The following is a 26,487-nucleotide window of genomic DNA, read 5'->3' as shown; positions in this document are numbered from 1 at the left end:
GTGCGTTCACTCCCCGGCCAGGCTGCCGATGTGGCTCACCAAGGTATCTATCGCCGCGTCATCGCGAATGGCCGATGCCATGGCGCGCATCTGCTGACCAAACGCGTCATCGCTGTGAGCGCCGCGTAATCCGGCACGAAACTTCAATAGCTGGGCTTTCAAGTACCAACCATACTGGCCGGCCAGACGCGGCGCGCCCAATTGATCGAAGCCTTCCGCCTGGGCGCCGTGACAGCTGGTGCACCCCGAATACAGACCTCGCCCCCCAAATCCTGCCGGCTTATCCGGCTTGGGCGCGGGCTGCCGCGGAAGGGTCGCGACGTACTGGCTCAGCTGCTTGATATCGTCGTCTTTCAAACCCGCGACCATGCCGCGCATCATTTGCCCTTCGGCGTCCTTCGCGTCATCACCGCGCAAACCCTCGCTGAAATGCTTGAGTTGACGCTGGAGGTAGTCTTGAGACAAACCGGTGAGATTTGGCGCCTTGAGCGCCTCGCTTCCTGCGCCGCTGACCTGATGGCATGCCACGCAGCGCTGTTCAAAGAGGGTTTTACCCGCCTCTGCGCCCCAGCTGGGGCTACACAGGTGAGCAAATGCCAAACCCAGTGCCGCTACCGACTTGTTCACGTCCAACCCCTCTTATTGTTATGGCCGCCGTGCGAACGCTCCCAAGAGCAACGTCCGCGAGGCGACCCTATGGCGGACACCCGCCAGGCTATGCAGCGACGATAAGGAGAGAGAGAGGGACCAGCTTGCCAGTACGCGCCAACAAAATTGTCATTTGCAGCGCGCGGCACTAAAGGGAGGGAATGAGCAAGAAATAGAGGCCCTCGCGGGCCTCAAGGCAGAGATTTTTGAGCACCTCCGTCCGGGTCAGGGGAGACCTGACGTTTTGCGGTATTCACGAGGGGTCAGATTGGTCCAGCGCCGGAATGCCCGGGAAAATGAGCTAGCCTCGGTGTATCCGAGCATCAATGCCACATCGGTCAGGCGGAAGCTGCTGTTGCCGACGTATTCGATGGCCAGGGCTCTCCTGACATCCTCCACAACCGTACCGAACTCCAGATCGAGATCACGCAGCCTGCGCTGCAGCGTTCGCACACTCAGATTCATGGCCTCGGCGACCTGCACTACGCCAATCCGCCCTCGCCCCAACTCCGTGGCAATGGCACGGGAAACGTCGATGAGCAAACTGGCAGACTGACTGCGTATCTTGCGCTGCTCCTCCAGGTAGGGCTGAAGTGCCTGCAGCAAGCGTCGATTGGAAGTGCAGATCGGTAGATCGAGTATCGACCTGTTGAAATACAGACGATTGCAGTCCTGGCCGAATCGTATGGGGCAATGAAACATCTCGCGATGACAGGATAAATCCCCAGGGGCGGCGTGCTCGAAATCAACCCGTACAGGCGTGATCGCGCAGCCCGTCATTTCCCGCATGCACGACAACATTGCAGCGATACTGAACTCTGCATCCTGACGTTTCTGCGTGATGCTGGGGTCTGCAATTTGGTAGGAGACAACAACCTGCCGATCCGACTCCACAAACTCGATACGTTCGGCCTGACTTCGCGTAACCATGTAGCGACTCAATCCTTTGAACGTATCTCCGAGTCGATCCATGCTGCGCAACGCCTGGCCCAATACACCCATGTCGGAAGATTGAACCTGCGACCCGAGGCGCAAGCCGATGTTGTCACCAAGGCTGCGTCCGGCCAACTCCATGAGTTTCACCAGACTCGCCGCCGAAACCTCCAACTCCGGGTCGGTAAAGAAAGAGGTTCCCAGGCCCGCCTCCTCAAGAAATGGGGAAAGCTCATTGGCGAACCGACTGAAGAGCAGCTCCGTCTGAAGGGTATTTTTTTGCGCAAGTGCCATCGATCTATCTCAAAGGTCGTCAGTACAGAGAACTCCCCAGGGATACCACTCGCGGGCCACGCCGGAATGGATACCACCTGGTAAAGAAAGACCGGGCCGACCCGCGCAAATACGCCCAATGCGTTTCTTACGAAAGTCCAGAGCCTGGCCAATAATAATGCACCAAAATTGCAACAAAGCGTAACAATCCTGATAGCCAACGGGATTGCATAGAGCACACAGGCGATGCCGCTCGTCAAGAAAATTGCTTTCCACGAGCGCGCTCCGGGTGGCACCAAATAGCAAATCTCTGGCACGAAACATCCAGTTAAGTCCCTCTCGCTCACTGATACTCGAAGCACCTTCGACGGGTTCAGCCAGCGGCATGCATTGTGCGGCCAACCCAACTATAAGAAAAACCAGAGGGATTCCATGAACAACATCCAGGGTTCCACTCACTCTCATCGCGCTCGTGTGATCGGTGTATTTCGCTTCCCAGCCAGACCTCACAGAGTCTCGCCACTTCCCGCTCTATGCACTGCCCCAATGTCTGCAGACCTGCAGCACAAACGCTGCTTGCCTTCACGGGCAGCCCCGTGACGTCAGGGCATAAGACTTACTCCGCCTGAAACCCTTTTTTTCAAGAGTATTTCGCATGAAGACCCTCTCTTTCTGTGCCTTCACGCTACTGCATTTTGCGGTTAGCAGCACAGAACCTCTATCTGCTGCACCTCTACCGGATCGCTTGGAGCGCCCCTCCCTTCTAACGCCTGGCGTAACCCATGCGCCACTCACCGATGTCCAAAGCGTAGGACAGGGGATGGTGATGGTTGGAGAAAGCGGCCACATATTGATACGGGATACCGAAGGCGAAATCAGTCAGTCCAAGGTACCCGTGGATCTTCTCCTGACAGCGCTGCATTTCGTTGATTCGCAGCAGGGCTGGGCTGTAGGGCATGACGGGGTCATTCTGCACAGTACAGATGCAGGGAAAACGTGGGTGAAACAACTCGACGGCAGCCAGATCAGTCCTCTGCTCCTCGAAAGGGCCCAAGCTGAAGTAACCCGCCTGGAAGACGCAAGTAGCACAGTGCTACATGACGAGGATTTGACCGCCGCCCTGGACAATGCGTACTTCGCTCTCGACGACGCGAAAGCGAGCAGCGCTTCGGGCCCGTCACGACCACTGCTGGACGTTTGGTTTCGCGACGTGAACGAAGGGTGGGCGGTCGGTGCGTACGGCATGATCGTGCACACCCGGGATGGAGGCCGAAACTGGGATTACGTTTCTGCTTTGGCCAACCCGGACCGGCTGCATCTTAATAGCGTTCTGGGCCTATCCGATGGAACGCTGGTCGTAGCCGGGGAAGGTGGAAACCTTTACCGCTCGGAGGACGGTGGAACGCACTGGCTCCCCCCTCAGCAGCTGACTCAGGCTTCGCTTTATAAACTGATGCAACTCACCGACGGTCGCCTGATCGCTTTCGGTTTCGGCGGCACTCTGCTCTCGAGTCTGGATCAGGGCAAAACCTGGAAGAGCATCAAGACTCCAGCATCAATAGGCCTCTACGGTGGAAGGCAACTTGCCGATGGATCACTGGTGTTATCGGGTCAAGGAGGCGTGCTGCTATATAGCCGTGACGGCGAGCATTTCAGACTTTGGCAAGGCGCAAATATCAACTCGCTGATGGGCATTGAGCAAATCAACAGCGGACTACTGGCATTGGCCGGCAGCAGTGGGTTGCAAGTTATCTCCCTGGACACCGTTAAGGAGCAGTTGCAATGAACGCACAATGCGAACTGCCCTGCACATCAAAACCGACGGCTGTACAACGCATTGTGGACTTGACGGAAAGGTTGCTGTTCAACCACCGCCTGGCGGTTATCCTGCTATTTTTGCTTGCCTCGATAACGCTGGGTATCGGCGCTCTGTCATTACGACCCGATGCCAGCTTTACCAGGATGATCCCCACTGACCATCCGTTCGTGACCAACTACCTGAAGTTCGAAGAGGTGCTGCGCCCCCAAAGCAACGTGCTGCGAATCGTCGTGGAGAACCCTCAAGGTGACATCCTGACGAAAGAGTATCTGGAGACGTTGCGTGAGGTGAACGACAAGGTCTTCTACATACCGGGCGTGGACCGGGGCAATCTCAAATCGCTCTGGACACCTAACGCGATGTGGTCCGAAGTCACCACTGAGGGACTGCGGGCCGGACGAGTCATTCCAGATACCTACGATGGAAGTGCGGGCGCGCTCGCGCAGGTCAAGCACAACATACAACGCGCCGACATGATCGGCAGTTTCGTGGCCAATGACTTCAAATCGACGGTCATTCGGGTCCCCCTTCTTGAAAACGACCCTGAAACCGGCAAGCCCCTGGATTACGGAGCCTTCAGCCTCGCACTGGAACGGGATGTTCGTTCGTACTTCGCCAGCCAAGGCGTGAATATTCGAGTCATCGGGTTCGCCCAGATCATTGGTGATCTGCTGGCTGCAGCCAGCGATATCGCGGTGTTCTTCGCCATTACGGTCTGCCTTATAAGCTTATTGCTCTACGCCTATTGCCGCTGTTGGCGGAGCACTGCGGCGACCGTGCTGACCTGCCTGCTCACAGTGGTCTGCCAGCTTGGCTTGCTCAACCTGCTGGGCTATGGCCTGGACCCTTATTCAATCCTGGTGCCGTTTCTGATTTTTGCCATCGGCATCAGTCATGCGGTACAGAACATTAACTTGATGATGAGCGAGATGGGCGACGGCGCCACTCCGCTGGAGGCCTCCCGGCGAACCTTCCGGGCGCTGTTCATCCCCGGCTCAACCGCGCTACTGGCCGACGCCGTGGGCTTTCTTACGCTGCTGGTGATCGACATCGGCGTGATCCAGCAATTGGCGATCACCTCGAGCATCGGCGTATTCGTTGCCATTTTCACCAAGATGTTCCTGCTGCCCGTGCTGATGTCCTATTGCGGTGTCAGCCCCAAAGGATTACGCCAGCAACACAAACGAGCCCGATCCTCCTGGCCGGTATTCCGTCGTTTGTCGGCCGTGGTCGAACCGCGAGCGGCCATACCGCTGATTCTGACAAGCCTTGTGCTGCTGGGAGTCGGCTACCATCTGCGTCAGGATCTGAAGATCGGCGATCTGGACAAGGGTGCCCCGGAGTTCCGTCCCGAGTCTCGTTACAACCAGGACAACGCCTTCCTGCTCAACCACTACTCGACCAGTACCGACGTCTACGTGGTGATGTTCAAAACACCACCGGAACAATGCTCGCGATTTGCTGCGGCCGACCTCGCCAACCAGTTTGAGCAGACCCTGTTGCAGGTCAAAGGTGTCGAATCGGCGCAATCGTTGTATCAGGCCATGCGCTTCGACATCCTGGCGCACAACGAAGGCAACCCGAAGTGGGCGGAGCTGTCGCGGGATCAGTTCGTCATGAACAATGCACGCTCGGGGGTTTCCGCCGAATTCGTCGACCCCCATTGCAGCGTTGCCCCCATCAGCCTGTATCTGGCCGATCACAAGGCAGAAACGCTCAGTCGCGTAGTCGATGCGGTAGAGGCATTTAAAAAGCAATACGACACCGGTGAGTTCGAGATCCTCCAGGCAGCCGGGAATGCCGGCATCGAAGCGGCGACCAACATCGTCATCAAGGACTCCGAAAAGCGCATGCTGATTTTGGTGTTCGTCATCATTTCGCTGGTGGTGCTCTGGGAATTCCGCTCGCTCAAAGTGACCTTCGCACTGATGGCACCGCTTTACCTTTCTACGGTGCTCTGCGAGGCCGTGATGGCGCAAATGGGACTTGGAGTGAAAGTCGCCACCCTGCCAGTGATTGCCCTTGGCGTCGGCATCGGCGTGGACTACGGCATCTACTTGTACAGTCGAATGGAGACGTTCCTTCACCGAGGCCTGAACCTGCGCGCTGCGTACTTTGAAGCGCTGAAAACGACAGGCACGTCAGTGGCGTTCACTGGCCTGACGCTGGCGGTCGGTGTCGGTACATGGACCTTCTCCGCCCTGAAATTCCAAGCTGACATGGGCCTGCTGCTCATGCTCATCTTCATCTGGAACATGGTCGGCGCCCTGCTACTGCTACCCGCTATTGCCTCAATGCTGATGAGCAAAAAACAACGCAATTGAGCAAACGCCGTCGCCCGTGCAATACGGGCGACGGCTGATTCCAAAACAATCATCGCCGCCACGGCTTAATAGGAATTCAACGATGTTCAACGTGCTCCGTCCTGGCAGCCGCCTGCTCGATCGTCTATCCCTGAGTCGCAAATTTGGCTTGATCAGCCTGTTTATCTTTGTTCCCACGCTGACGACAAACTACCTGTTACTCCACGAGCGCCTTGGGCAAAGCGCTGCCATCCGTAACGAGGTCAACGGGCTGACGCCGATCAAACAGAGTCTTGAGTTGCTCAGTTCACTGGAGACATTGCATGACTTAAACCAGGCGCAACGGGCCACGCAGGTCGGGGCCGAGACAATAGGTATTGAACCGCTACGCCAAAAAACAATGGAGCAACTGCGAGCACTGCAGGCGGACTGGGGCGAGCCGGTCAGTGTGGCGCGTTTTGTCAAACTGCGAGATGAGTTGGCAACCACGCTTGAGGGGGTGATGCAAGCATCGGTCAGTACCAGGCAGAGCCAATTCAAGCAGGCACTCGACCAGGCACCCACGCTGATCGAATTGGCCGCCAGTGGCTCGGGACTGACCCAAAACGCCTCGGCACAACTAAGACAGCTTGTGGCCCTACTGGTCAGGAACGGTCCAAAGACGCGCTGGATTATTGGTCAGAGCCGCGCCATCAGCGCCGAAGCGCTACTCCTTAAAAGTCTCCCCGCCGCCGCCAGCGACCAACTCGACCAACTGACTGTCGAGCTGGAGAACCTGGGCAGTGAATACCAGATCCTGCGACAGAATGGAGAGTTGGATTCGTCGCTGTACGGCTCTCTCCAAACCAGCATCAACAGCTTGTCATCGATTCGCGACCTATTGGAAAAGCAGATTTTGCTAGCCGATGAGCTGGACCAGCCGTGGCAACTGTTCTTCGACAACACCACCGGGCAGCTTGAGCACACGCTGAATATCGAACAGGACATCCTGTCGCTGTTACGTACACAGCTCGAACAGAATCTGCAGAAAAGTCAGCAGAGAATGTGGCTACAAGCAGGGCTGACGTCTTTCGGCCTGCTGTTGATCGTCTATTTATACAGCGCGTTTTACGTTTCTCTGCGCCGCAACCTTAACGGACTAGCGGCAACGTTGCGACAAGTCGCAGAGGGTGACCTTACTTGTGAGTACACAACCAATAGCCGAGACGAAATCAATGCATTGAGCCAAGTTTTGAATGGAAGCGTGCAGCGCATACGCCTGCTAATCAGTGAGATCCATGCGGGGATCGAGCTTGTCGAAGCCCAAGCCCGGCAAGTCGAAGCAATCGCCGGCGATACCAACGCGGCAATGAGTAGTCAGCGCGAAATGATCGGCCAAGTCGCCACGTCGATGAATCAGATGACCATGACTGCTCAGGAAGTGGCGCGCAGCGCAGCAGTGGCTTCACGCGGCGCAGAACAGGTTAGCCATGAAACCGCCCTTGGCAATTCCCTGGTCAGCAATCAGACAACCAGCACCCACCAGTTGGCCACGGGAATAGAGGAAGCGGTTCAGGTCATTGAGCGTCTAGCGGATGAAAGCAAAGCCATCGGCCAAGTCCTGAACGTGATCAAAGACATTGCCGGGCAAACCAACCTGCTTGCCCTCAATGCAGCGATCGAAGCCGCACGCGCTGGCGAACAAGGTCGCGGTTTCGCCGTCGTGGCTGACGAAGTGCGCAATCTGGCAAGGCGCACGCAGGACTCCAGTGGCGAGATCGAACAGATGATCAGCCAATTACAAAGGGGTGCAAACGCAGCAGTGGAAGCGATGGATAAAAGTCAGACGAAGGCAACCGGCAATGCCGCAGACTCGATCCAGGTCCAGCACAAGCTCGGAGGCATCCTGCTGACCGTCGACCAGATCGCTGAACAAAGCCTGCAGATATCGGCCAGTGCGGAGGAACAAACCACCGTGGCAACGGAGATCGATCAACACATTCTGCAGATCAATCAGGCGGCTGAACTCACGGCACAAGGCGCCGACCGAGCTGAGCAGGCAAGCCGGGAGCTGGGCCGATTGGTCAGCAGGCTCAATGGATTAATCAGCACATTCAGAGTGTGAATCGCCGATCAGGCAACAGCAGCGATTAGAGATGCGCACCATCACGATGCACTTGGCACTAAAAAGCAACTTTTTGGCGCGAGATATCCAACAGCTCCCCCCCCCTCCGGGGATACTCGAGCCCAGCCTCTATTCGACGAATGCAACAAGGACTCTGCCCAATGAACTCTAAGCCCTGGTTCGCCACCTATCGCCAGTATGGAATTCCTTCCGACATCAGCCCGAGCCGCCATCACTCGGTGGTTGACTTGCTCGAAGAGGCCATGAGGACATTCGACCACAAACCCGCCTTCCGTTCGTATGGTCAAACGCTGAGCTACAGAGACGTGGACCGTCTTTCAAGCGCGTTCGCCGCATGGTTGCAGCACAAGCTCGGGGTCAAGAAAGGCGATCGCATCGCGGTGATGATGCCGAACCTGCTGGCTTTTCCCATTGCATTCCTCGGGATTGCGCGTGCAGGGGCAATACAAGTCAGCATCAACCCGCTTTACACAGCACGCGAACTCGAACACCAACTGAGTGATTCAGGGTGCGAAATCATCGTCGTTTTCAACGGATCGAGCCCAACGCTGACGTCGGTGATCGGCGAAACCCGGATCCGGTCGGTCATTACCGTCGGCGTCAGTGTCGAGCAGGAGGACGACGACGATTACTTACCTCCGCCTCCCCTGCCGATGGGCGACTGGCTGACCGATACGATCGCATTCGAAACGGTACTTCGGGGAGGCGCGAAGCTACAGCGCACCGCAGTGGAGGTGGGGGGCGATGACCTGCTGTTGCTGCAATACACCGGTGGGACCACTGGATTGTCCAAGGGAGCGGCGCTTTCGCATCACAACCTGCTGGCCAATACCGAGCAGTTTCAGAGCATGATGCCGGGCAGCCTGCAACCGGGACAGGAAGTACTGGTCACTGCCTTACCGCTCTACCATATCTTTGCGTTGATGGTGAATTTCATCACCTGCTTTTCAGCTGGAGCAGATAACTGGCTGGTTGCCAATCCTTCCGACATGGACGGGTTCATCGACATATTGATTCAAGCCAAACCAAGCGTGTTTATGGGGGTCAACACCATCTATTCGAATCTGGTAGCGCACCCCCGTATTGGCGAAGTTGATTTTTCAAGATTGCACCTGGCAGGTGGAGGCGGCGCAGCTGTCCTGGAGGTCACCTCAAAAAAATGGCAAAAGCTGACCGGTACCTTTATTCGTGAAGGCTATGGTCTCTCGGAAACCGGACCGATCCTGTCCTTCAATCCCTTGAAGATCGAAGAGTTCACCGCAACCACAGGTCTGCCCGTACCCGGTACTGACATTAAATTGCTCGACGAAAATGGGTCGGAAGTCGCCGCGGGGGAAGTGGGGGAGATATGCGCCAAGGGGCCTCAAGTCATGCGGGGTTACTGGAACAAGCCTGACGCCAACGCTTCATCGTTCACTGCCGATGGCTATTTTTTGACGGGTGATATTGGCAGGATCGATGAAAACGGCTTTTTGACCATTGTCGATCGAAAGAAAGACATGATCATTGTGTCCGGCTTCAACGTTTTCCCCAATGAGATCGAGGCGTATGCATCCAGTTGCCCAGGCGTACGAGAGTGCGCATGCATAGGGGTGCCTAATGAGAGAACAGGCGAAGCCGTAAAGCTCTATGTCGTCAAAACCCCAGGAAGCTCGCTGAAACCCTTCGACGTCATTTCGCATTGCAGGCTTGGGATGACCGCCTACAAGGTCCCTAAAACCGTCGTCTTTCTAGACGAACTGCCGAAATCTCCTGTCGGTAAAATCTTGCGTCGAGAACTTCGCAAACTGGCTGACCTGAGTTAATAACTTCAGCCCCGAAACGACACGCCCCCCTCTTTCCGACCATTGATCAAATGGTTTGAGTTCAAGCGCTGCCAAGGGACATGGTATCGGCATGAAAAATGATGATGCCAGCGAATGCGCATTGAGAGACAGGTCACTCATCAGCGATTTCAGCCTCTTGATCTCACATGCGAATCAAAATCCACCCACCCTGCCAATGTACACGTTGGCGGGTCTATGAAAGGCTTGGCGGACCTATGAAGTCCGGGACAAGCAACCGGCTGTTCGAGTGACACGATTTGCTTATTTTGTGGCACGACATGCAAAGCATTCCTCCCCGCCTCTAACCAAAATCAAGGTCCCAAATAATAAAAGACTGCGTTCGGCTTCGGCCGGGCGACGGAGGTTTCCATGCGCCCATTCTACTTCGTGTGCCTGAGCATGGCCCTGGCCGCAGGGGTCATTTATACCTGCGAGTCAACGCCCAAGGTCAATGTCGTCAAGGTGTACACCGCCTACCCCACTGCCAGCTTTGGTGACCTTTACAAGCACTGAGATTGAGTGCACGGAGACTGATGATCATCCGGTTTGTCATGGATCATGAGCATCGCTGAGCAACCGGCACCGTGGAGTTTCGACACGCATTTACGGCGGGTTTACGAGCACCCAGCCTCAAGGTGCGCATGATCACCCCACGCTGGTAATCGACAGGGTTTGACGCGCAATGCATTCATCCTTTCTCTCCGAGGTTTACCTATGAGCAACAGTTACGCCCAAAACTTTTCCCTCGCCAATCGCGTAGTGCTGGTTACAGGTGCATCCAGCGGCATTGGGGCACATCTGGCACGCGTAGCGGCCAGGGCTGGCGCTCGCGTGGTATTGGCCGCGCGCCGCATCGAACGGCTACAGCAACTCTCCACAGAAATCGAACAGGCAGAAGGTCAAGCATTGGTGGTGGCACTCGATGTCACCGATCGGGCCAGCGTGGAAGCGGCTTTTGACACAGCCGAGGCACATTTCGGTGTCGTCGACGTAGTGCTCAACAACGCCGGCATCGGTGACGGCAAGCGTCCTCTGGAGATCAGTGAAGAGGACTGGCGCGCCATGCTGTCGACCAATCTAGATGGCGTTTGGCGCGTCGCCCAAGTCGCCGCCCAGAGGTTGGTCAAAGCAGGACGCGGCGGCAGCATCGTAAACATCGCCTCGATCCTCGGTTTGCGCGTCAGCATGGGCTACAGCCACTACAGCACAGCCAAGGCCGGAGTGGTACATCTGACCAAATCGCTGGCGCTGGAGCTCTCGCGCTTCGGTATCCGCGTTAACGCGATCGCCCCAGGCTATTTCAAGACCGAAATGAACGAAGCCTATTTCGAGAGTGACGACAGTAAACAATATGTCCGTGGGCAGATACCTATGCGCCGCCTGGGTGAATTGCAAGAGTTAGACGGGCCTTTCTTGCTCCTCGCCAGCGAGGCCGGTTCGTTCATGACTGGCAGCATCCTTGCGGTCGATGGTGGTCACTTGATTAGCGGCCTCTGAGCAACAGCATGTCGGGGATGGGGTGAAGCTGACTCCAAAAATAGATTCCACATGATGCCGAGCGCAAAAAATTTTGACGTTGTGGCTATCCGCCAGTGACAGATCGAATCCTTGGGTGCCGAGGTGGCGGACGGTGCCTTGCTGGTTGCTTAAGCTCGAGCTGTCGAGGGCAAACCGATCATTGCCGATTTCCACCAGGCCATTGTCGTTGTTGAAATGACCGCCGACCTTGAACTGGCTTCTATCTTTGGAGCCCAGTGCGCGCAATTTGCCATTGAGGCTAGTCAGGGTGCCTGCATCAATGCCGAGGGTTTCCCGAGACTCGATCAGACTATTGTCGTTATCCAGAGCGTCGCTCAGCGTCAGACCAATGACCTCTGCGCTCAGATTACCCTGAAGGTTCTTCAGCTTGTCGGCATCGACCTGCAACTGTTGGCGGGCACTCAGTTCGCCTGAGTTGTTGAGGATTTCTCCGCGCTTGAGTTCGAGGTTGCCAGTGGTGGCGACCAGGTGACCGCGATCGTTGGTAAGGCGCGTGGTGCTGGTGACTTCTACATTGTCGGCGCGGGCGTCACCCTGAGTGTGGTCGAAGGTGGAGCTATTGACCTTGAGCTTGCCGCCTTGAGCATTGAGCTGGCCTTGCTGGTTGCGCAGATCATCGGCAACCAGGGTCATGGCGCCTGCACCGGTCTAGACTTTGCCGCCGCTGTTGTCGAGTAAGGTCAGCCTTAGGGACCCAGTACTCGAAGCGGTAGGGAGCTTGCTCCTGCTACTAAGGCCTATACAGCACGAAGGCGGTTGGACACTGCACTCCATCAAAGCTGAAAGCAGAGATCAGACATATTAATAATTCGGCGGTCCTGGACCGCTGCAGCAACATGCGGCGCGCGGCTTGGCTCTCGGAGTTGTGCAAGATCCCCATGGCAGGCAACAGAAATGCCACCAGGCCTGTTGGCTTGATCCCTTCCAGGGCCTTCCACACCAATCCCCATGCAATGTCTTTGGCGGGCGCGAGGTAGCCACTGGAGGTGGTCCAATTTTGCGCTGTTGTCAGCTGGCCGACATTCATATCTTTCTGACTATCGAGAAAGCATTCTTAAAGGGTAGCCGCTGCGCGCAGGCACCGAAATTATAATGGTTCGGCTAGTTGGCGTTTTTCGTAGCAGCGCTGCCGAATTAGTTGTTGACTTATTTGTTAATCGTCGCGTGCAAGATGGTGTTTCTCGCTGCTTCGCAATTTCTCTAGCGCACACAAGTCTGAAACCATTTATTTGGCATGGAATGTCAACGTAACTGTCACCTGCTGGCAAGCTGTGCACTCTTCTTTTGAATAGCCTTGCTGTGCGTATCAACATGGAGTTTAGGTGGGTCTTTTTGACCTGCCTCTTTTTTATGCCAGCTGAGATATGCAGTCTTACAGTCCTCAATACTTTTTCGATTCAGCCATTGGGACATGTGGGCAGGGTTTTGTGGCGACAGCATAGAGAGGCGTGATTCAGCGCGATGTATTCGCGCCTTTGATCGGGGCGCGAGGGATGACGAGCGCTGTCAGGTTGCGTGCCACAAATCTGGTTAACTAACAGGTTGTGGATTAACTCCGCCGGCTACGACATGCTGATGTTTTTGACTGCCATTTTAGTGAGTAAGTAAATTGTTTGTCACGCTTTTCGTGCTCGTGGTGTTCGTGGTTGAAAAGCCATTCAGGCGACTCTTAAATAGAGACTTATTTTCTTTCGTACACCAACTTTCGGCCATCTATCTTAATGATCGCCGCGCTCCGGTGTGGGTGGTTGTAGTTGTCGGAGCATGACCAAAAAACAGGTTCTATTTGTTCATCTAACACTCACCCTGTGCGCAGTCGGGAAAATAATTCATGTTCAAAAATCTTTCGCTGACTCTAAAGCTTTCCTTGCCGCCGGCCGTGGCCCTGATCGGCCTCTTGCTGTTCGTAATCTATACCTCCGTACAACTGAGCAATAACGACAGCCGTTTGGTCGCACTGGAAAAACAGAGCTACCCGACCCTGGAAAAGGCCGACGCGGTTATTTTTCAGTTTTCCCGAATTCCCGGACTGCTCAATAGCGCCGTGGCGGCTGGCGAAGCGGAGACCCTCAACGAAGCCCGCAAGATCATCGAAGAAATCAGTAGCAAGCAGCAGGAACTGAACACCCTTACAAGTGCGCACAAACAACGCAGCGAAGAACTGAGCGCCTGGAATGCGGCGATCAAGGACTATGCCGACAACGCCTTCTCCGCCTCCGGGCATTTGCTTAAAGGCACGGCCTTTGAAGACCTGCGCCCAAACCTCGACCGTATGGCCACTGACCTGCAAACCGCGCAAAAAGCCGGCGATGCGTTCCGCGGCCACGCTTACGAAGACTTCCAGAAAGGTCTGGCGAAAACCCGTACCGACAACGCCACCACCACCCGGGTCGGCTTTGGCTTGAGCGCTTTGCTGGTGCTCTTGGTGAGTGTTGGTTCGATAATGGTGATCCGCAGCGTGATGAGCAATATCCACGGCGTTATCGACTCGTTGAAAGCCATCGCCACCGGCGAGGGCGATCTGACTCGTCGCGTCAACGTGGAAACCGGCGACGAAATCGGCGTGATGATCAAACTGTTCAACGGCTTCCTCGACAAGCTGCAGGGCACCATCCGCCAGATTATCGATTCCGCCAGCCCGCTGGGTGGTATGTCCAAGGAACTCTATCGCCTGACCCAGGGCGCTGAAGAAAACGCCCGTTCGCAGCAAGGCCATGCTGAATCCATCAGCCGCGATATCAGCAATATGACCGGCAGCATTCAGGAGGTCGCTCAGCGTTCGCGCCAGGCCTCGGACGAAGCGGGCGCGGCTTCCAGGCAAGCGGAAACCGCCCGGCAGAATATCGGTGGTCTATCCACCAGCATCAGCGACCTGGGCAACAGCGTGATGAACTCGGTTCAGGCCATGCAGCAGTTGGAAGAAGAAACCCAGCAAGTGGGTTCGGTGCTCACCGTTATTCGCAGCATCGCCGAGCAAACCAACCTGCTTGCGCTCAATGCCGCCATCGAAGCGGCCCGTGCAGGCGAGCAAGGCCGTGGCTTTGCTGTGGTCGCTGACGAGGTGCGCAACCTGGCGCAGAAAACCGCCGCGTCTACCGAAGAGATCCAAAACATCATTCAGCGCCTGCAAAACAGTGCCAACGGTGTGCTTGATGTCATGACCCTCAATGGCGAGAAAGCCCAGGTCAGCATCGAACGCTCGGTACAGGCCACTCAAACCCTCGAAGCCATTGCTCAAGCGGTGCGCCAGATCGACGAATTGAATGCCGGTATTGCCCAGTTCACCCAGGAGCAAATCGGCCTTTCCAATTCGATCCAGCGAGACACCCAAGTGTTGCAGCAGGACACCCAGGCAACGACCCAGGGAGCCGATGCGACCGCGCGCCTTGGCGAGCAACTGGTCACCACCGGGGACCACTTGCGCGCTGCTACAGCCCAATTCCGCGTTTAATTGACTCAGACCGAGAGAGCACTAGCATGACCCCACTTCGAGTCCTAACCCTCGCAGCCAGCCTTGCGAGCACCTCTGCCTTCGCCCTTGATCAGGGTGAATACCGCTTCAACGGCTTCGGCACCGCCGGCATCACCCGTCTCGGCGGTGAAGGCGATGGCCGCAGCTACGGTATAAACGGCCAGACTACCGATTCCTGGCGTGGCGATCAGCTTTCCAAGATTGGAGGCCAATTTCAATACGGCCTGACCGACACCCTTGGCGTTACGGTACAAGCCACTGCCAAGCCCGAGCAGGACAACTGGAAAGCCAATCTGGAGTGGGCTTATCTCTCGTGGCAGGCCACTGACGGTTTGAAACTGCGCGCCGGCCGTTTGCGTAGCCCGGTGTACATGTATTCGGAAACCCTGGATGTGGGTTTCACCTATCCGTGGCTGCGTCTACCGGACGAGGTTTACAGCCAGGTTCAGGTGAGTAACTACGAAGGTGCGGATGCGATCTATACCGTGCCGCTGTCGTTTGGTTCGGTGACTTTCCAGGTGGCGGGTGGCCAGGCGGTAAACCGCAATATCTTCGCAACCGATGGGCTGTACGACATCGACTACAAAAAGATATTTGCCACCAATGTCAGCCTCGAAACCAGCGACTTCGGTACTGTGCGTGTGGGGTACACCGAAGCCGACGTCGACAATACGGTCAACGCTACGGTCATCGACCCGTTCGGCGCTCCCGAAATCGCGACATTGAGTCATTTGGACAAGCAGAAAAGCAAGTTCACCTCGGTTGGCTACCAGTATGACAATGGGACCTGGCTGACCGCCAACGAATGGACTCGCCTGGTTACCGAGAGAGATGGCCAGGGCAGTATCGAGGCCTTCTACCTGATGGGCGGCCGTCGCTTTGGCGACTTCCTGGCTCACATCACTTACGCCCAGTTAGACGCCGACCAGGGCAGGCAGAATTCCTGGACCTATGGCCTGAATTACAACGTGTCGGCAAACGTGATCGTAAAAACCGAATACAAGCGCGTAGACACCTCAGGCGGTTACGCTGGCGTGTTTGTCGAAAGTTCGCAAGAGTCCTACGACCATGCGGTGCACTCGATCACGAACGGCGTGGCCGGCACCCCCGCACGCAATTATGACGGCGACATCATCAGTGTCGGCGTTGACTTCGTATTTTAAGGAGAGCCCCCATGAAGCTATTGTTAAGTGCTCTCAGTGCTTGCGCCTTGGTGGCGATTGCCACTACTGCCCACGCCGAAGTAGCCGTCATCGTCAACCCCGCAGCGAGCGTGGCACCATCGCAATCTGACGTTGCCAACATTTTCCTCGGCAAGGACAAGTCCCTGAAAGGCGTTGACCAGAAAGACTGGAATCCGACCAAGGACAAGTTCTATAGCGCCGTGGCGAGCAAAAATGAGTCGCAGTTGAAGTCGTACTGGTCTGGTCTGGTGTTCACCGGTAAAGGCCAACCGCTGACAAGCGTCACCGACGATGCCGCGGTAGTCGCCAAGGTGAGTGCCGAGGAGGATGCCATTGGTTACGTCGACAAAGGCGCAGTAACGGACAAAGTGAAGGTGCTTTTTACCTTGCCTTGACCTGCGCTTCAGTGTGTAGGCGATGAATGCCCGGCCACATCCGTGTGGCCGTTGCCGGACGTTTTTCAGCACGGCGATTTTCTGCGCAAGGCCTGATAAGACGGCAGACCCGAACAACCACTCTAATATGCTCAAGCCCCCGTGTTTCGTGAATGACGTGACGCGGTAGATTCGATTTACAGTGTTTCCCTGCCTGAACCGCTTCTGACCGTTCTCACATACCCGACACTGCACCCCGGCTGGCGGGTCGCTCGCCACCGCCTGCCGATCGTGCTGTGCGCTTTGAGCTGCAGCTATTTCCAGTCACCATCGGTATGTGGAGCGTTACATAAGCGCCGAGAAGGCAGCCTGTGCGATTAAATAATTACCCGTTCTTAGATACGGCCGGGCTCGCCCCCTAGAGACACGCATCATGCTCACAGGTCTAATATTTTTACTGTTGTGGTGATTTCAGGAATAGTGGCGGTGTGGCTAGCCCGGAGCGTCATTCAATTGCCTCCACGCGGGGAGGAAACCTTACGCCGTAATCAGGGCTGGATCGCCCTAATAGCTGTTGCTGGATGCTTAGCATGGTATTCGCTGCGCGGTATATTCGACATGAACACGTTTCCTATTTCTGTCGCGTTTGCTATTGGGATGTGTATCGCCGTTATGCGGCCCATTGAGTACGGCCTTCGTTTTCAAAATTTTCCTCGGTTTTTTCAGCAAGCCCAGCAGAAATGCTTTGCATCAGATTGAGAGGTCGCTGACGACCCACCGTACTTGGCGTAGAACACTCTGAACACGATGGTGTTCCACTTCGATGATGACATTTCGTGCACCTTGAGCGCCGAATGCCTGTTTGCGTTTTATGGCTTCTACCAAGCCACTGCCGGGCGAGTGGTTGAAGCCTGGATCGGTGCGGAATGTGATGGCGGGCCTTGGGCGTCTTTTAAGCGAATACCGGTAACCGTGGCTGTACGAACTTCGCCGGTACGTTTGTTGGTGCCTACTTCGACTGTTTCCGTGAATACCCTTCCTGCGCTCGATACTAGCGTTAGCCCACGGCGCTTCGCTCAGGGCGATGACGCGACGTCGGCAGTTGAAGCCGCTGGGCGGGAAGATGGATGCCCAGATGGGATCGTCGTGACGGAAGACTTGACCGTGCAGTGCGCGATGGCTGGGGTGAGTTTTGGCGGTGGCTTGCATGCTGGCTAGCGGGCTGCCATGTGGGCGCTTTGCAAGTTGGTTGGGTAGTTGTTTTTAAGGCGGCGTGGGCTGCCGAGTCGGACGAGTTCACTTGTGCATTCGCTGTCGATGATGATCTGTTGGCCCCACCAGCCTTGAGCCTGAAGAATGGGTTGTACGTTGGCGGTGAAATGTTTGAGCGTTTGACCTTGTTGAAGGGCCGTTTGCAGTGCTGCGCGGATATATCGGACAGCAAGTCGAGGCAGCATAGCCTTGGCGACGGTGAACGTTATGTGCTTGATCGAGCATCTCTTTGCCAGTGCCAGGTGATTGCTTCGCCTTTTTGCTTGAGATAGGCGATGGCCTTAGCCGGTTCAAGCCCGAAGATGGCAAGGAGGTCGGCGGGACTGAGGACTTTCGCGGGCTGGCCATGTCAGTCTTCCCGGTCTGCGTTTGCGCTCAGCTAGCCTCAGGTGTTGGCCATGAACATGAGGTCAGCGAGTGGTTGTTCGAGCTTCTGACCCTCCGATTGCGCGAAAGCTTCTGCTAGCAAGCCCAAGCCCTCAGCGTCGTTACGGCTGCGCTGAAGTGCCTCAATAAAGGGTGCGCTGGCATGCTCAAACTGCATCAACCAATTCAGGCGAAGGCTTTCCTGTCTGCGCAGAGGAAACCCTGCGCAGACGATTCATCAGGAATGACCCAGGGCGCCAGCAATCACTGCGTCAGCCAGTTCGCCGTAGGGCGCGAACATTGCAGCCACCAAATCATTCTCGCCACGGTAAAAGATCGCACGCGCGTTGGAGAACTCCTGGAAGCCTTCATACCCATGATGACGACCGGTCCCGCTTTTGCCGATGCCACCAAACGGCAGGCAAGGCATGGAAGCATGCAAGGCGGCCGAATTGACACAGGCGCCTCCCGAAACCGTATGTGAAAGCACCTGTTCGGCAACGGCGGGTGTCTCGGTGAAGACGTAAATACCCAGAGGGCGCTCGCCACCGTTTATATACGCAACGGCCTCGGAAATTTCCCCGTAGGTCTTGATCGGCAATATCGGACCGAATATCTCTTGCTGCATCACCAGCATGTCGTCGCTCACATCGAGGACCAGGGTCAGTGGCATACGCCGGTTGCGCTCATCCACATCGCCGCCCAGTTGCACCAGCGTGGCACCTTTGGCAACGGCGTCATCCAGATAGCTTTGCAGGCGTTGTAGGTGGCGCTGGTTAATGATGCCGGTGGTGTCCTGTCGCTGGGTGTAATTGGGTAGATTGGTTTCGACATGCTTGCGCACCAGGGAAACAAACTCATCGCGTTGCGCATGAGTAACCAGGGCGTAATCCACCGTGACGCACATCTGACCGCTTTTGAATGTCTTGCACCCGACAACCTGCTCGATCGTGCGCGCACTCAAACCATCTGCGGCAATGAGAGCCGGGCATTTTCCACCGAGTTCCAGAGTGACTGGCACCAGATTCTGAGCGGCGGCCACTGCAATGCTGCGCCCCACTTCAGTGCTGCCCGTGTACATCAGGTGATCCCATTCAAGGGTCGGGAAGAACTTGGCCAGTTCCAGGCCGCCGGCGACAGCTGCCACCTGCGCGGGATCGAAGGTATTACTGATCATCTCCATGGTCAGCTCGCTGCAGGCTGGTGTCAGATCGGAAGGTTTAACGATGACCCGGTTACCCGCCGCGAGCATCTCCACCAAAGGGCCGATGCCGATGTCGAACGGGAAGTTCCACGGTGCCATGTTTCCCACAACGCCTTTGGGCTGTGCCTGTACGCAAGCCCGTCCACTGCCGAAAAAGCTGGCGTCGGCAACTCGCTCCTGAGGTCGCATCCACTCAGCCAGATGTGTGGCTGCATATTGGACGCGCCCGGCTATGTTCAGACATTCCACCATGTCGGAGAGTTGGCGCGGGTGTGAGGAAAAGTCCGCGGCAACAGCCTCCTGAATCTTTTGGCGGTTGGTCAGCATCATGTTGGCCAAAGCGCCTAGCAGTTCCAGGCGTTGTTCGAGACTTGGCATGGGGTTTTCGAGGAAAGCATGCTTCTGCAGCGCGAAGACGTGGCGCAACTTGGCAATGGATGTACCGTCGGAGCCATCTTGTTGTTCCCGTTCTATAAACGTCATGTTGTTATCTCCGGTCAGTTTGGAGCATCACTTGGGCCGCGAGGCCAGGGCTGTCAAACGTATGGACTGAGGCACTGTGCTGTAGAGAAAATCAGCGACTGGAAGGCCTGAGGCCACGGTTTATTGAGCGAGCGAAACTCGATATCAAGGTGCTGACACAAAATCCCCGAATCAACTGTTGATCCGAGGATTTGGTAAAGTGGTCGCTTATCCGAGCCGGACCAGCATTTTTCCGATGTTGTCACCTGCGAACAGGCCGATCAGCGCATCGGGCGCATTCTCCAGGCCATTCACGATGGTTTCCCGTGTTTTGATCTGCCCTTCAGCAATCCACTTGATCATCTCGTGCGTAAATTCCTCCCAGATATCCAAGTGGTTAATACCGACGAACCCTTGCAGAAGCAGACTCTTCTGAATGACTGCGTAGATATTGCTCGGCCCTTCGGATTCACCGTTGTACTGGGTCACCATTCCGCAAAGCGGGAAACGAGCGAAGTCCTTCGCCACCGCGATAGCCGCCTTCAGATGAGAGCCGCCCACGTTGTCGAAATAGATATCGATACCTTCTGGTGCAGCCCGGCGCAGGGCCGCTTCAAGATCAGGTTCTGCGTTGTAGTTGATCGCGACATCCACGCCCAACTCATCTCGCAACCATTCTGCCTTCGCTTCCGAACCCACCGAACCGATGACTCGGCAGCCCTTGAGTTTGGCGATCTGCGCGACAAGAGACCCAACGGCGCCAGCGGCTGACGAGACGAAAACGGTCTCGCCCGCTTGAGGTTTAGCGATGTGCACCAAGCCGTAGTACGCGGCATGACCGGGAAGACCCAAGGCGCCCAAAAAAGCCTGAATAGGTACGTGTGTCGTATCGAGCGGCGTGACGTGGTCATCGCCATCCAAAAGAGCATGATCGCGCCAGCCAGCAAAGTGAGCGACCGCATCCCCGACGGAGAATCGGCTATCGGTCGACTCGATCACTTCACCCACTGCCGTGCCTTCAAGCACTGCGCCAATCTGAAAGGGCTCAATGTAGCTTTCAGCTTCGTTCATGCGCCCGCGCATGTACGGGTCGACCGACATGAACAGGTTCCGTACCAACACCTGGCCAGGAGCGATGGCAGGCAATGGCCGTTCGACCAGAACGAAATTCTGCGGTTCTATCTTGCCGGTCGGCCGGCTGTTGAGGTGGATTTCTCGCGCAATTACTGACATATAGGTTTCCTTTTTATGAAGGGTGCAACACAAACTTTACGAACAGGAACAGATGCACTGACGCTTGCCACGCTGGCAGAGCGTGCCGGCGTCACCAAGCCCGTTGCCTATGAACACTTCAGGACAAGGTCGGGCCTGCTGATCACGCACTTGAGCACCGACCGCGAGCCACCGCCGTGGAACACTCAATGTTGTTTTCATCCAAGAGCACGCTGCTACTTGATTGCGTAAGTGCCCTTCATGATTCGCTCGAATATCCAGGCGGGTATGATGCGTTTCAGCACCGTGCTCATCCGCTGGTCGAAACGACCTACCGTGTAGCGGACACTCACCCGTCGCTGCACCACAAGACGTGCGACAAGATCCGCGACCAAGGCCGGATCAGCACCATTGTTCTCGTCACGCTCGTACATGCCAACGGTGGTCGCCAGTTGCTTGGCATGATGTCCGATCAACGCATGACGCGTGAACACTCGTGCAGCCGTGAAGCCCGTCTTGAAGTCTCCGGGATTGATGTTGGTAGAATCTATGCCGGTTCCCGAGAGCTCCATCCGCAGCGCTTCATTCAACGCCTCGACTGCAAACTTACTGGCGCTGTAGTAAGCCTGAAAAGGCAAGCCGATCAGACCCGCCAGCGAACTGACATTTATGATGCGACCCGCGCCACGCGCGCGCATATGAGGAATGACGGTATGGATGGTCCGAACCGTTCCGAAGAAGTTGGTTTCCATCTGCCAACGGGCTTCATCCAGACTGGTGTCTTCGATTGCGCCACAGATGCCCACACCGGCGTTATTAACCAGCACATCGATGCGACCTGCTGAGGCGATCACTTCGTCGATCGCCCTTCTCACCGAAAGATCGTCGGTGACATCAAGCGCAATCATTCGAACCTTCCCAAGGTTGCCGTTGGGCTTGCGTGCGGTACCGAATACGGTATGTCCCTGCGCAGCCAGTCGCTGGGCAATCGCATGCCCAAAACCGGATGATGCGCCAGTTACCAATACAACCTTACTCATGGATTTTCTCTCGCCTGATCTTGCCGAATTCGCCAACCTCACACGCACCAAGGCGCCGGATCGCTGCCGAATCAAAGGAATGAGCGCGAAAGGTGAACCCTTCCGTACTCGACAACTTTTAAAGAGACCTCGCGGCCAGACCAGCACAATGCCGAAGTACCAAACGCGCACGGGCTGCCTTTTTTGCCTTGTTGGCTGGGAGCCATTTCGCAGCTGCCTTTTCTTTCTATTGAGGGCCTGACTGCGATGACTCCGGGCACATCGAGTATCAGAAGATACCCACCGCTTTACTCGACATTTTGTGCCAGGAAGTCGGCTTGACATGCCAATGTGCAAAGCGGAAAGACGCCGTATCCCATGGACGTTCAGGACCGGCATCCGTGCTAAAACGATTTTTAACGCCGGATAAGCCGCACCAGGCAACGTATTCGCTGATTGCTCGTCATTGCCTGCTTTTTCCAGGCAAACGAACACCAGGGATTTCGGCGCCGTAACGCCGAAGCCCGTTTTGATTTAATGATTTTTTGGGTGTTACCGATGGCGACCGATCACGCAGTCCTGGCCACGATCGCTTCGACTTCCACCAGAGCACCGGGCAACGGAAGGGCTACCACTTGCAAGGCGGTGCGCGCAGGTTTGTTGGGGTGTTCGGCGGTGCCAAAGAACTGCGTATAACCGGCTTGCAGACCCGCGAAGTCGAGCCTGCCGCCGGTTTCTTCAGCGCCTACCAGGTACACCCGCAGTTGCACGATATCTCTCAGATCCAGGTCTTGTTGCCGCAAGACGGTACGCAACGTGTTGAACGCCGACACGGTTTGCACCTCGGTGTTGCCGTAGCCCGCCCTGCTCGGTCAAGCTTTGGTAAGGCGACCGATAAGAACTCGCCCTGATGATCAAGGCGGAGCTGACGTTGCGGATCAAAAAATACCCCGCTCTGCTTGTCGCGCGGGAATGCATCGTCTTCGAAGGAATCCCACAACCCCTGCACCACCCGCAGATGTTCAGCGGCCCGGCGATAGCGTTCGGAGTGGTCGATGTGCTGGCTGTTCGCGCCCAAAATTGCCGGCGGCACCTTCGAACCCGATGGTGACCACATTCCAGCCAGCCCTGCACCGCTCGGAAACTGCTTGCGCAGCTTGATGCCTCGAGCTGTGGAGGCATCTGACAACACTTGCTTCTCGAGGTCTGGCAAGAAGCAGTGCAGCAACTTGGCAATGTCTCGCTGCGATACGATTCTGAAGCGAGCGACACCCGGACGTTCGTCGCATTTGAGCGACTTCTGGAAAAGCGACCTGGATATATTCGTTGGCCTCGACTCCGTAGGCCTGGAAAACTGCGACGATGCCATCGGCGGTCTCACACTCGATTTGGATATAGAACTGTCTCGTAGCATCTTCAGAATGAAGGTTACGGCGACATGATCTTGGTATTTGAAACCTTGTCAGTCAGTGACTTGTATCCCAGATAGATGAGATAGGACGCTCCGAGGATTTTCATGATCATGAAGAGCGTGGAAAAGCCGACGATCAGCACAGCTATGCCAAACACCGTGTATATGACGTGAACCTGGACGCCGCAGGCGATGCCCAGGGCAGAGAGTAGTCCTGTTCGCGAACCGAAGGCATAGCTGTTGCGGGTATCCCCTGGGCCGCTCGAGCAGGATGAAAAGTGCGCTCGTTTCCAGAATTGGCTTATCCAAGAGGCTGCCGATTGCCTCTCGGCGGTAGGGGGATGAGACAGCGAGCAATAACGTGCTGCAGCCTTTGTAAGTGGCGACAAATGGTGCCTGTACATCGTTGGGGGCTCTAGGAGTAGAGAGGGACTAGGGCGATCAGTAAGTTCAAATGCGAGGTCCGCCAGCGCATAGGCAATGGCTGTTCGCCGAACAGATGTGATGGGGGCAGGATTCGACTAGCACGAGAGCATCGCATCGTAGCTTTGAGATCGAAATCTACCTTGGAATTTCGCCGACAAGTTCGTTAGGTATTTCTGTTTCCGCATCCGATTCGTTTGCGTTTTGAGCCGTGAGCAAATCCAGCGCAGAGAGTAATGCGTCTCCCTCGACGGGGCCAGGCAGAATGAGTTCTTGACCATTTTGGTTTTCCCGAATCATCAGTGTTGGCGTGGCCGAGATACCAGCTTGCGAACCCTCCCTAGCTCGGGTTTGAATTACGGCATTTGTGCGGCCGTTGTCCAAACAGGTCTGAATGGAAGGGGAGAGATCGGGGTACGGAGTGCTATCAGGGATGCCGAGTCCATCACCGCGCGTGTGCTGGTAGATCCAGTCGATCGCCTCCCAGAATGCCGAGCGGCCGTTGACCTGGCCCATGCATTCGGCGAATTGAGCCTCACGTATGGCGATAGGTTCATGCATCGGAAGTGGCAAGTGGCAAGTGGTAAGTGGTAAGTGGTAAGTGGTAAGTGGTAAGTGGTAAGTGGTAAGTGGTGCCATTGCAGATTTGTCTCGGGATGTCTATCGACCCAGTCTTTCAGAACCGGGTAGTAGGATTTGCAGTATGGGCATTCAAGGTCCGCATACAGTACCAGGGTAAACTTGGCCTCTTCGTGACCGTAACGCCAAGGCATGACTTCGGGTAGATTGGAATCCGCCTTCCTGGTTGCCGCAGCCGGTATTGATGAGACATCAGTACGGTGAAGCCTATATGCAACCGTAGTAACCAGGATGGCGAGCAGTGCGCCAATTAGCAAGGCAATAAAATTGCGATGCTGGCGAGTAAAAATTGTCATGGCAGATCTCCGCATGCCCGCCTGAGGGGGCTGGCGTCTTCATAAAGACGCATTGCGTCAGTCGAACATAGGGGAGAGCCTTGTGAGGCAATCAAATCGGCATTGGGCTTACCGCGTTGTTGTTGAACCGGCCCTCATTGCTACGTGCGCTGAATGGTCGTCAGTTAGAGACTGCGGTGCACGATGTAGCTGGCCGAGTCGGGAGGACTATTGAGTGTAATGTTGGGCATGTCCTCAAGTTCGTGAGCGGTGATAACTGAGTTATGCGCAGGGGACAGCAGGCATTGCGGTCAACAGATTAGGGGCTGCGTCGATTCAGTACCTCTCTATCATGTCGGCCGCTTGCTGGGTGGCCTGGCTGGTCCGGGTGGCCAGTTTTCGGACCTCGTCGGCAACCACGGCGAAGCCCTTCCCGGCCTCACCGGCTCTGGCTGCTTCGATGGCTGCGTTCAGCGCCAAGAGATTAGTCTGGTTGGCGATACCCTGAATGGTGGCAACGATCTGTGTGAGCTTGGCGAGGTTTTCCTGCATTGTCTGGTGCTGGCGTTCCTGAACCTGGCGAAGATGGCTTTCTTCGCGAATGGAGTGCACATCGGTGATAGCCCCCACGGTGCGTAGCGGCGTGCCGTCAGTACTGCGCTGGGTTTGCCCCCTACCAAGGAACCAACGGTATTCGCCATTGCTATGTCTGAGCCGGTAGGTGACATCGAATGGTGTCTGACCGGAGTGGTCGCCGACATGATCGATGAAGGCTTGTACGGCGCGCTGGCTGTCCTCGGGGTGCAGACGGGACAGCCAGCTTTCGAACACGTTGGGGAACTCCTCGATGGTTTCGTAGCCAAGCAATCGGCGCATCTGGGATGAAAACCAGATGACGTTGTTCGGGTTGGCCGGGTCGCCTGCAAGGATATTGATGTCCCAGAGTGCGTCTTGGATACACTCGCGGGAGATGTCGAAGCGAGTTGAAAGTAGTGCGAATTCTTCATCCCGCAGGTGCTGCTCGTGAATGTCGCGCAGGACGCCAACGGTGATCTGCGGCATACCCCGTTCGTCACGGTGAGTTTCGCCACGGAGTTGAAACCAGCGGTATTCTCCCGACTGACTTGCGAGTCGGACCTCTACTTGGTAAGGGCTATGGCCGCCGCGGTTGGCAAGGTGGCGAGCCAGGGTGTCCAAGTTAATCTGGCGGTCGTCCGGGTGAAGGCGTTCGTTCCAGAGGCCCAGCTGGACAGGTAACTCCGCGTGCGCCGGCAGGTTGCCGGACCATTGTAGCGACACGTGATCGGCGGGCTGTAGGCTACCATTGAGCTGCAGTTGCCAGAGGATACCATCGACCCCATGGGCCGCCAGTTGCCAAAGTTGTTCCCGATCGCGCAGCTGCGTTCTGTATTCATTAATCTGAGTGTCGAGCCGTTGCAGCTCGGCATTCAGATCGGTCTCTTTAGCCTGGAGCGCCGCACGCTCGGCGAGCAGGCGATTGATGCCTGTCAGTACCCGTAACAGCAACGAGTCCTTCGTCATAATCGATACGTCTTCACCGTGGGGCTGGTCCAGCCTATTGGCGAGTAGGCTCAGGGCCTTGCGGGTGCCATTTCTGAAGAACATCAACTACCCCCAGTTCTGTTTGCAAGGTTTCGGTCGATTCTTGCGGTGTGTCGCCCGAGGCATTACGACCTTCGCTTGCCCC

At 56.1% G+C, this 26,487-nt stretch carries 19 protein-coding genes and 5 pseudogenes; 12 read left to right on the top strand and 12 right to left on the bottom strand.

Going from position 1 to position 26,487, the window contains the following annotated elements; all coding sequences use genetic code 11:
- Nucleotides 1–6: 6 nt before the first annotated feature.
- Complete coding sequence (locus tag ACYZUD_RS02030; RefSeq protein ID WP_462022358.1) at nt 7–627, bottom strand: c-type cytochrome; 621 nt, start codon at nt 625–627, stop codon at nt 7–9.
- Between the two features lie 246 nt (nt 628–873).
- A complete protein-coding gene (gene qhpR, locus ACYZUD_RS02025; RefSeq protein WP_462022357.1) occupies nt 874–1,875 on the bottom strand; it encodes an AraC-like transcriptional regulator QhpR in 1,002 nt (333 codons plus the stop codon).
- A gap of 634 nt (nt 1,876–2,509) precedes the next feature.
- Between qhpR and ACYZUD_RS02020 the strand changes: the two genes are divergently transcribed.
- From ACYZUD_RS02020 to ACYZUD_RS01990, 7 genes and pseudogenes are all read left to right on the top strand, one after another.
- Entirely contained in the window at nt 2,510–3,640 is a 1,131-nt protein-coding gene (locus ACYZUD_RS02020) for a WD40/YVTN/BNR-like repeat-containing protein (RefSeq protein WP_462022356.1), read from the top strand.
- Nucleotides 3,637–5,997 carry an efflux RND transporter permease subunit gene (locus tag ACYZUD_RS02015; protein WP_462022355.1) on the top strand — a complete coding sequence of 787 codons (2,361 nt, stop codon included), beginning with the start codon at nt 3,637–3,639 and terminating at the stop codon, nt 5,995–5,997. The genes ACYZUD_RS02020 and ACYZUD_RS02015 overlap by 4 nt, the downstream gene beginning before the upstream one ends.
- A gap of 82 nt (nt 5,998–6,079) precedes the next feature.
- Nucleotides 6,080–7,222 (top strand): annotated as a pseudogene (locus ACYZUD_RS02010) (HAMP domain-containing protein); the annotation flags it as partial.
- Nucleotides 7,223–7,324: 102 nt separating this feature from the next.
- The gene (locus ACYZUD_RS02005) at nt 7,325–8,080 is read left to right on the top strand and encodes a methyl-accepting chemotaxis protein (protein ID WP_462025168.1); all 756 of its coding nucleotides are present in this window, start codon (nt 7,325–7,327) and stop codon (nt 8,078–8,080) included.
- Between the two features lie 161 nt (nt 8,081–8,241).
- On the top strand, nt 8,242–9,906 hold the full coding sequence (locus tag ACYZUD_RS02000; protein ID WP_462022354.1) for an AMP-binding protein: 1,665 nt from the start codon (nt 8,242–8,244) through the stop codon (nt 9,904–9,906).
- A gap of 390 nt (nt 9,907–10,296) precedes the next feature.
- The gene (locus tag ACYZUD_RS01995; RefSeq protein WP_462022353.1) at nt 10,297–10,440 is read left to right on the top strand and encodes a hypothetical protein; all 144 of its coding nucleotides are present in this window, start codon (nt 10,297–10,299) and stop codon (nt 10,438–10,440) included.
- 201 nt (nt 10,441–10,641) lie between these two features.
- Nucleotides 10,642–11,424, top strand: coding sequence for an SDR family NAD(P)-dependent oxidoreductase (locus ACYZUD_RS01990; protein ID WP_462022352.1), 783 nt, complete (start codon nt 10,642–10,644; stop codon nt 11,422–11,424).
- Here ACYZUD_RS01990 and ACYZUD_RS01985 read toward each other — a convergent pair.
- Nucleotides 11,326–12,099, bottom strand: a complete 774-nt coding sequence (locus ACYZUD_RS01985) for a hypothetical protein (RefSeq protein ID WP_462022351.1) — start codon at nt 12,097–12,099, stop codon at nt 11,326–11,328. The two genes, ACYZUD_RS01990 and ACYZUD_RS01985, sit on opposite strands and share 99 nt — an antisense overlap.
- A 1,198-nt stretch (nt 12,100–13,297) precedes the next feature.
- Between ACYZUD_RS01985 and ACYZUD_RS01980 the strand changes: the two are divergent.
- From ACYZUD_RS01980 to ACYZUD_RS01965, 4 genes and pseudogenes are all read left to right on the top strand, one after another.
- A pseudogene (locus tag ACYZUD_RS01980) lies at nt 13,298–14,059 on the top strand (HAMP domain-containing protein); the annotation flags it as partial.
- On the top strand, nt 14,033–14,917 hold the full coding sequence (locus ACYZUD_RS01975; protein ID WP_462025167.1) for a methyl-accepting chemotaxis protein: 885 nt from the start codon (nt 14,033–14,035) through the stop codon (nt 14,915–14,917). The pseudogene ACYZUD_RS01980 and the gene ACYZUD_RS01975, both read left to right, overlap by 27 nt.
- Nucleotides 14,918–14,943: 26 nt before the next feature.
- A complete protein-coding gene (locus ACYZUD_RS01970; RefSeq protein ID WP_462022350.1) occupies nt 14,944–16,101 on the top strand; it encodes a porin family protein in 1,158 nt (385 codons plus the stop codon).
- An 11-nt stretch (nt 16,102–16,112) separates the two neighbouring features.
- Nucleotides 16,113–16,517, top strand: a complete 405-nt coding sequence (locus ACYZUD_RS01965) for a type 2 periplasmic-binding domain-containing protein (RefSeq protein WP_462022349.1) — start codon at nt 16,113–16,115, stop codon at nt 16,515–16,517.
- A 729-nt stretch (nt 16,518–17,246) separates the two neighbouring features.
- Here the strand turns inward: ACYZUD_RS01965 and ACYZUD_RS01960 are convergent.
- The 3 genes from ACYZUD_RS01960 to ACYZUD_RS01950 all read right to left on the bottom strand — a co-directional run bounded on the left by ACYZUD_RS01960 (nt 17,247) and on the right by ACYZUD_RS01950 (nt 21,033).
- Nucleotides 17,247–17,705, bottom strand: a complete 459-nt coding sequence (locus tag ACYZUD_RS01960; RefSeq protein WP_462022348.1) for a phage minor head protein — start codon at nt 17,703–17,705, stop codon at nt 17,247–17,249.
- Between the two features lie 667 nt (nt 17,706–18,372).
- Entirely contained in the window at nt 18,373–19,821 is a 1,449-nt protein-coding gene (locus ACYZUD_RS01955) for an aldehyde dehydrogenase family protein (protein WP_462022347.1), read from the bottom strand.
- Nucleotides 19,822–20,028: 207 nt separating this feature from the next.
- Entirely contained in the window at nt 20,029–21,033 is a 1,005-nt protein-coding gene (locus ACYZUD_RS01950; protein WP_462022346.1) for an NADP-dependent oxidoreductase, read from the bottom strand.
- A 15-nt stretch (nt 21,034–21,048) separates the two neighbouring features.
- Between ACYZUD_RS01950 and ACYZUD_RS01945 the strand changes: the two genes are divergently transcribed.
- Nucleotides 21,049–21,264 carry a helix-turn-helix domain-containing protein gene (locus ACYZUD_RS01945; protein ID WP_462022345.1) on the top strand — a complete coding sequence of 72 codons (216 nt, stop codon included), beginning with the start codon at nt 21,049–21,051 and terminating at the stop codon, nt 21,262–21,264.
- Here ACYZUD_RS01945 and ACYZUD_RS01940 read toward each other — a convergent pair.
- The 6 genes and pseudogenes from ACYZUD_RS01940 to ACYZUD_RS01915 all read right to left on the bottom strand — a co-directional run bounded on the left by ACYZUD_RS01940 (nt 21,249) and on the right by ACYZUD_RS01915 (nt 26,408).
- Nucleotides 21,249–22,052, bottom strand: coding sequence for an SDR family oxidoreductase (locus ACYZUD_RS01940; protein WP_462022344.1), 804 nt, complete (start codon nt 22,050–22,052; stop codon nt 21,249–21,251). The two genes, ACYZUD_RS01945 and ACYZUD_RS01940, sit on opposite strands and share 16 nt — an antisense overlap.
- Before the next feature lie 548 nt (nt 22,053–22,600).
- Nucleotides 22,601–22,894, bottom strand: a pseudogene (locus ACYZUD_RS01935) (Rid family hydrolase); the annotation flags it as partial.
- Between the two features lie 17 nt (nt 22,895–22,911).
- A pseudogene (locus tag ACYZUD_RS01930) lies at nt 22,912–23,161 on the bottom strand (LLM class flavin-dependent oxidoreductase); the annotation flags it as partial.
- 331 nt (nt 23,162–23,492) lie between these two features.
- A pseudogene (locus ACYZUD_RS01925) lies at nt 23,493–23,690 on the bottom strand (LysE family translocator); the annotation flags it as partial.
- Between the two features lie 313 nt (nt 23,691–24,003).
- Complete coding sequence (locus tag ACYZUD_RS01920) at nt 24,004–24,426, bottom strand: DsbA family protein (RefSeq protein WP_462022342.1); 423 nt, start codon at nt 24,424–24,426, stop codon at nt 24,004–24,006.
- Between the two features lie 689 nt (nt 24,427–25,115).
- Nucleotides 25,116–26,408: a methyl-accepting chemotaxis protein gene (locus ACYZUD_RS01915; RefSeq protein WP_462022341.1), complete on the bottom strand. Its 1,293-nt coding sequence runs from the start codon at nt 26,406–26,408 to the stop codon at nt 25,116–25,118.
- Nucleotides 26,409–26,487: the final 79 nt, after the last annotated feature.

This window comes from Pseudomonas sp. XS1P51 (assembly GCF_054897845.1).
Note: the sequence above shows the minus strand (reverse complement) of the source record. Positions and strands in the feature narration are given on the sequence as shown.

Coding starts and splice junctions, on each gene's coding strand:
- qhpR (WP_462022357.1), bottom strand. CDS start 1,875: ATGGCACTTGCGCAAAAAAATACCCTTCAGACGGAGCTGCTCTTCAGT.
- ACYZUD_RS02020 (WP_462022356.1), top strand. CDS start 2,510: ATGAAGACCCTCTCTTTCTGTGCCTTCACGCTACTGCATTTTGCGGTT.
- ACYZUD_RS02015 (WP_462022355.1), top strand. CDS start 3,637: ATGAACGCACAATGCGAACTGCCCTGCACATCAAAACCGACGGCTGTA.
- ACYZUD_RS02005 (WP_462025168.1), top strand. CDS start 7,325: ATGAGTAGTCAGCGCGAAATGATCGGCCAAGTCGCCACGTCGATGAAT.
- ACYZUD_RS02000 (WP_462022354.1), top strand. CDS start 8,242: ATGAACTCTAAGCCCTGGTTCGCCACCTATCGCCAGTATGGAATTCCT.
- ACYZUD_RS01995 (WP_462022353.1), top strand. CDS start 10,297: ATGCGCCCATTCTACTTCGTGTGCCTGAGCATGGCCCTGGCCGCAGGG.
- ACYZUD_RS01990 (WP_462022352.1), top strand. CDS start 10,642: ATGAGCAACAGTTACGCCCAAAACTTTTCCCTCGCCAATCGCGTAGTG.
- ACYZUD_RS01985 (WP_462022351.1), bottom strand. CDS start 12,099: ATGACCCTGGTTGCCGATGATCTGCGCAACCAGCAAGGCCAGCTCAAT.
- ACYZUD_RS01975 (WP_462025167.1), top strand. CDS start 14,033: ATGATCAAACTGTTCAACGGCTTCCTCGACAAGCTGCAGGGCACCATC.
- ACYZUD_RS01970 (WP_462022350.1), top strand. CDS start 14,944: ATGACCCCACTTCGAGTCCTAACCCTCGCAGCCAGCCTTGCGAGCACC.
- ACYZUD_RS01965 (WP_462022349.1), top strand. CDS start 16,113: ATGAAGCTATTGTTAAGTGCTCTCAGTGCTTGCGCCTTGGTGGCGATT.
- ACYZUD_RS01960 (WP_462022348.1), bottom strand. CDS start 17,705: ATGCAAGCCACCGCCAAAACTCACCCCAGCCATCGCGCACTGCACGGT.
- ACYZUD_RS01955 (WP_462022347.1), bottom strand. CDS start 19,821: ATGACGTTTATAGAACGGGAACAACAAGATGGCTCCGACGGTACATCC.
- ACYZUD_RS01950 (WP_462022346.1), bottom strand. CDS start 21,033: ATGTCAGTAATTGCGCGAGAAATCCACCTCAACAGCCGGCCGACCGGC.
- ACYZUD_RS01945 (WP_462022345.1), top strand. CDS start 21,049: ATGAAGGGTGCAACACAAACTTTACGAACAGGAACAGATGCACTGACG.
- ACYZUD_RS01940 (WP_462022344.1), bottom strand. CDS start 22,052: ATGAGTAAGGTTGTATTGGTAACTGGCGCATCATCCGGTTTTGGGCAT.
- ACYZUD_RS01920 (WP_462022342.1), bottom strand. CDS start 24,426: ATGCATGAACCTATCGCCATACGTGAGGCTCAATTCGCCGAATGCATG.